Here is a 5387-nt window from a genome sequence, read left to right on the forward strand (position 1 = left end):
GGCGGCTCACTGCCGCCGGACCGGGCCGTCGCGGGAACCCGGGAACCCCCGCTGCCCTGCGCTCAGAGCACCGGCAGGTTCTTCCGCAGCTCGAAGGCCGTGACCTCGGAGCGGTACTCCTCCCACTCCTGGCGCTTGTTGCGGAGGAAGAAATCAAAGACATGCTCGCCCAGGGTCTCGGCGACCAGGTCGCTGCGCTCCATCAGGGTGAGGCTCTCGCCGAGGTTCTGCGGGAGGGGCTCGATGCCCATCGCGCGGCGCTCGGAGTCCGAGAGGGCCCAGACGTCGTCCTCGGCGCCCGGCGGGAGCTCGTAGCCCTCCTCGATGCCCTTGAGGCCGGCGGCCAGGAGGACCGCGTACGCCAGGTACGGGTTGGCTCCCGAGTCGAGCGAACGGATCTCCACCCGGGCCGAGCCGGTCTTGCCCGGCTTGTACATCGGGACGCGGACGAGGGCGGAGCGGTTGTTGTGGCCCCAGCAGATGTACGAGGGGGCCTCGCCGCCGGCGCCTGCCGTGCGCTCGGAGCCGCCCCAGATGCGCTTGTAGGAGTTGACCCACTGGTTGGTGACGGCCGAGATCTCGGCGGCGTGCTTGAGCAGGCCGGCGATGAAAGAGCGGCCGACCTTGGAGAGCTGGTACTCCGAGCCCGACTCGTAGAACGCGTTGCGGTCACCCTCGAAGAGGGACAGATGCGTGTGCATACCGCTGCCCGGGTGCTCCGAGAACGGCTTCGGCATGAAGGTCGCCTGGACGCCCTGCTCCAGCGCCACCTGCTTCATGACCAGGCGGAACGTCATGATGTTGTCCGCCGTGGACAGCGCGTCCGCGTAGCGCAGGTCGATCTCCTGCTGGCCCGGCGCGCCCTCGTGGTGCGAGAACTCGACCGAGATGCCCATCGACTCCAGCATGGTGATCGCCTGGCGGCGGAAGTCCATGCCGACGTTCTGCGGGGTGTGGTCGAAGTAGCCGGAGTTGTCGGCCGGGGTCGGGCGGGTGCCGTCGACCGGCTTGTTCTTCAGGAGGAAGAACTCGATCTCCGGGTGGGTGTAGAAGGTGAAGCCCAGGTCGGAGGTCTTGGCGAGGGCACGCTTCAGTACGTAGCGCGGGTCCGCGAAGGACGGCGAGCCGTCCGGCATGAGGATGTCGCAGAACATGCGCGCCGTACCGGGGGCCTCCGCGCGCCACGGCAGGACCTGGAAGGTCGACGGGTCGGGCTTGGCGATCATGTCGGACTCGTACACCCGGGCGAAGCCCTCGATCGCGGAGCCGTCGAAGCCGATGCCCTCGTCGAAGGCCTGCTCCAGCTCGGCCGGGGCCACGGCCACGGACTTCAGGAAGCCCAGCACGTCCGTGAACCACAGCCGTACGAAACGGATGTCGCGCTCCTCCAGGGTCCGGAGCACAAACTCCTGCTGCTTGTCCATCTTCCGCTTCCACCCATCCTTGCTGGTCAGACCACCTGCTCCCGCACCACGGGAGGCGGTCGGGCACGTGAGCATCCCACCACAACACCATTTCGTACGCGTTGCGGACCTTGATCGGCCGGCCGACCTCGGTCTGAACGCCTCCCATACGGCAGGTGTACATACGGCAGGTGTACTGCTCTGCTGCCCATACTGCCTGCTCACCCGTGTCCCTGTAATGCCCGGCCCTCACACTTTCTCCCGGGCGCGCCTCCTCCGTGGCGGGGCCTGGCCGCAAACCTCGCGGCTGCCGAGCCGTGGGCCCCGTGGCAGGCTGGGCAGTGGGCGGGAAATGTACGGCCGAGGACAGGGGACCTGTATACCCCGTCCCCGTCCCCACTACGATCAACTGACCCGACCGTCCCCCTCCACCCCCATAAGGACTCACCCATGGGTTCGAAGAACACCGGCTCCGCTTCGCGCAAGGCGCGCATAGAGGAGATGCGCCGCGCCGAGAAGTCCCGCGAGCGCCGCAACCGGATCCTCACGATCACCGCGAGCGTGGTGATAGTCGGCGGTCTCGTCGTCGGCGGCACCGTCCTCATCCGCTCGCAGTCCGGCGACAGCGACTCGGCCAGCAGCGACTCGAAGAACAGCTCGGGGAAGTTCGTCACGGGCAAGGACGGCGTGAAGACCTGGAGCACGAAGCTGACCCAGAAGCACGTCAACGGTGATGTGAAGTACCCGATGAACCCCCCGGTCGGCGGTGATCACAACCAGGTGTGGATGAACTGCAACGGCGACGTATACACCAAGGCGATCAAGAACGTGAACGCCGTGCACTCCCTCGAGCACGGCGCGGTCTGGGTGACGTACAACAGCAAGGCGTCGGACGCCGACGTGAAGGCGCTCGCGGCGAAGGTCAAGAAGACCCCGTACTCGCTGATGAGCCCGGTCGAGGACCAGAAGGACCCGATCATGCTCTCCGCGTGGGGCAAGCAGCGCACGGTGACGAGCGCGAGCGACCCGAACGTCGACAAGTTCTTCTCGGAGTTCGTGCAGGGCAAGCAGACTCCGGAGCCGGGCGCCGCCTGCACCAACGGCCTGTCGCAGTGAGGAAGCCTTGAGGAAGACGAAACACGTCGGCTGGATCGCCGGGGCGGCCACGGCCGTGCTCGTGGCGGCCGGCGGGATCACGTACGCGGTCGCCGACGGCGACGACTCCGGGATGAAGCCCCCGTCGGCAAAGTCCGCCGACGCGGGCTTCGCGCGCGACATGGCGGTGCACCACCAGCAGGCCGTCGAGATGTCGTACATCGTGCGCGACCGCACCGAGAACGAGGACGTACGCCGCCTCGCGTACGACATCGCGCAGACGCAGGCCAACCAGCGCGGCATGATGATCGGCTGGCTGGACCTGTGGGAGCTGCCGAAGGTGTCGGCGGACCCGCCCATGACCTGGATGGGCATGGGCGACATGGCCTCCGGCGAGGGCGGCGCGCTGATGCCGGGGATGGCGACCGACGCCGAGCTGAAGTCGCTGAACAAGGCGAGCGGCAAGGACGCCGAGATCCTCTTTCTCCAGCTGATGTACTCCCACCACATGGGCGGCGTGCACATGGCCGAGGGCTGTGTGAAGAAGTGCGAGGTCGGGGTGGAGCGCCGGCTCGCGCAGGGCATGGTCGAGGCCCAGGAGTCGGAGATGCAGCTGATGACCGACCTCCTCAAGGAGCGCGGGGCGAAGCCGCCGAGCTGAGCGGTCCCGGGCGGCCGGCCCATCGCATCCCGTCGATCACGGCTCGTCCATCACGCCAAATCCCCTGCGGTTACGGTCTCTTGGGTCCCGATACGTTTGCTTGGGTGGTTCTTGGCCCACCCCATGCCTCGCCATTCCCCTGGCGTGAACGGTTCATCGCGAGAGTGGCCACCGTCGAGTGATCACTCGCGACGAACCGCATCGCAGGGGGTTCCATGAGATCGAAACGCGCCACCGTGCGCGCCGGTGTGAGCTTGGCAGCGACACTGCCTCTGCTCGCCGGTGCACTGGCGCTCGGCATACCCGCGGCCCACGCGGACGACCCGGACGCCCGCGCCACCCTCAAGGGCACCAAGCCCCTGTGGGCCACGGCCCAGGCGGACAAGGGAGCCACAGCCGACGGCTCCCAGGTCTCCGCCCGGGTCTATCTCGCCGGCCGGGACGCGACGGGCCTGGCCGCGTACGCCAAGGCCGTGTCCGACCCGGAGTCGGCCTCGTACGGGAAGTACCTGAGCGCCGGGCAGGCGCAGGCGCGCTTCGGCGCGACCAGGGCCCAAGTGGCCGCGGTGACCGCCTGGTTGAAGTCGGCCGGGCTGAAGGTCACCGGCACCGCCCGGCACTACGTCTCGGTGACCGGTGACGTGGCCTCCGCCGAGAAGGCGTTCGGCACCCAGCTGCACAACTACACCAAGGGCTCGAAGACATACCGGGCGCCTGCATCGGCGGCCTCGGCCCCGGCGGACCTGAACGGCGCCGTCCTCACCGTCACCGGCCTGGACAACGCCCCGCACAAGGCGAGCCACAGGGACCAACTGCCGCCGCCGGACGCGGTGTTCCGCAACTCCGGGCCGTTCTCCTCGTACTACGGCTCGAACACCGCGAGCACCCTCCCGGACGCGTACGGCACGAAGATCCCGTACGCCGTCGAGGGCTACACGGGCAAGCAGCTGCGGGCCGCGTACGGCGCGGGCACCCGCACGGGCCGGGGGGTACGGGTCGCCATCACCGACGCGTACGCCTCGCCGACCATCGCCTTCGACGCGGCCACCTACGCGAAGAAGCACGGCGACGCGGCCTACAGGGGCGGCCAGCTGCGTCAGGTGCTGCCCGGCAAGTACACGAAGACCAAGGAGTGCGGGGCGGCCGGCTGGTACGGCGAGGAGACCCTCGACGTCGAGGCCGTGCACGCGGTCGCGCCCGCCGCGGACATCACGTACGTGGGCGCCTCCTCCTGCTACGACGATGATCTGCTGGACTCGCTGGGCAAGATCGTCGACGGGCATCTCGCCGACATCGTCTCCAACTCGTGGGGCGACATCGAGGCCAACCAGACACCGGACCTCGCGGCGGCCTACGACCAGGTCTTCCAGCTCGGCGCGGTCGAGGGCATCGGCTTCTACTTCTCCTCCGGCGACAACGGCGACGAGGTCGCCACCACCGGCACGAAGCAGGTCGACACCCCGGCCAACTCGGCATGGGTGACGGCCGTGGGCGGTACCTCGCTGGCGGTGGGCAAGGACGACACGTACCTGTGGGAGACCGGCTGGGGCACGGAGAAGGCCACGCTGTCGGCCGACGGCAAGAGCTGGACGGACTTCCCCGGCGCGTTCACCTCGGGCGCGGGCGGCGGCACCAGCAGGACCGTGTCGCAGCCCTTCTACCAGAAGGGTGTCGTGCCGGACGGGCTCGCCGAGGCGGGCGGTGCCACGCCGATGCGCACGGTGCCGGACATCGCGGCGATCGCCGACCCCAACACCGGTTTCAAGGTCGGCCAGACGCAGACCTTCCCGGACGGGTCGCAGCAGTACAGCGAGTACCGCATCGGCGGCACCTCGCTGGCCGCGCCGGTGATCGCGGGCGTCCAGGCGCTGGCCCAGGAGGCACGCGGCGGCAAGCCGATCGGCTTCGCCAACCCGGCGATCTACGGGAAGTACGGCTCGCGGGCGTACCACGACGTGACGGACAACCCCACGGGGTCCGGGCTCGCGGTGGCACGCGTCGACTTCGTGAACAGCTTCGACGCGTCCGAGGGGCTGACCACCTCGGTCCGCAGCCTCGGCAAGGACAGTTCACTGAAGGCCGTACGCGGCTACGACGACGTCACCGGGGTGGGCACGCCCGCCTCCGGCTACGTGCAGTCGTACCGCCGCTGATCCCGGCGCGGTATCGCCGCTGAACCTGATCCGGACGCCCCGCGCCCGTCCCTCGTCGAGGGGCGGGCGCGGGGC

4 protein-coding genes are annotated in these 5387 nt (G+C 69.1%); 3 read left to right on the forward strand and 1 reads right to left on the reverse strand.

The window, feature by feature from the left end:
- Window positions 1-62: 62 nt before the first annotated feature.
- Entirely contained in the window at window positions 63-1424 is a 1362-nt protein-coding gene (locus tag FGD71_RS12585) for a glutamine synthetase family protein (RefSeq protein WP_119100500.1), read from the reverse strand.
- Between the two features lie 429 nt (window positions 1425-1853).
- Here FGD71_RS12585 and FGD71_RS12590 point away from each other — a divergent pair, with 429 nt between their 5' ends.
- The 3 genes from FGD71_RS12590 to FGD71_RS12600 all read left to right on the forward strand — a co-directional run bounded on the left by FGD71_RS12590 (window position 1854) and on the right by FGD71_RS12600 (window position 5312).
- The gene (locus FGD71_RS12590; RefSeq protein WP_119100501.1) at window positions 1854-2519 is read left to right on the forward strand and encodes a thioredoxin-like domain-containing protein; all 666 of its coding nucleotides are present in this window, start codon (window positions 1854-1856) and stop codon (window positions 2517-2519) included.
- 7 nt (window positions 2520-2526) lie between these two features.
- The gene (locus FGD71_RS12595) at window positions 2527-3159 is read left to right on the forward strand and encodes a DUF305 domain-containing protein (RefSeq protein WP_119100502.1); all 633 of its coding nucleotides are present in this window, start codon (window positions 2527-2529) and stop codon (window positions 3157-3159) included.
- 215 nt (window positions 3160-3374) lie between these two features.
- On the forward strand, window positions 3375-5312 hold the full coding sequence (locus tag FGD71_RS12600) for a S53 family peptidase (protein ID WP_119100503.1): 1938 nt from the start codon (window positions 3375-3377) through the stop codon (window positions 5310-5312).
- The last annotated feature ends 75 nt before the right edge of the window (window positions 5313-5387 follow it).

The sequence above is a fragment of the Streptomyces sporangiiformans genome (genome assembly GCF_005768555.2).
Taxonomy (GTDB): Bacteria; Actinomycetota; Actinomycetes; order Streptomycetales; family Streptomycetaceae; genus Streptomyces; species Streptomyces sporangiiformans.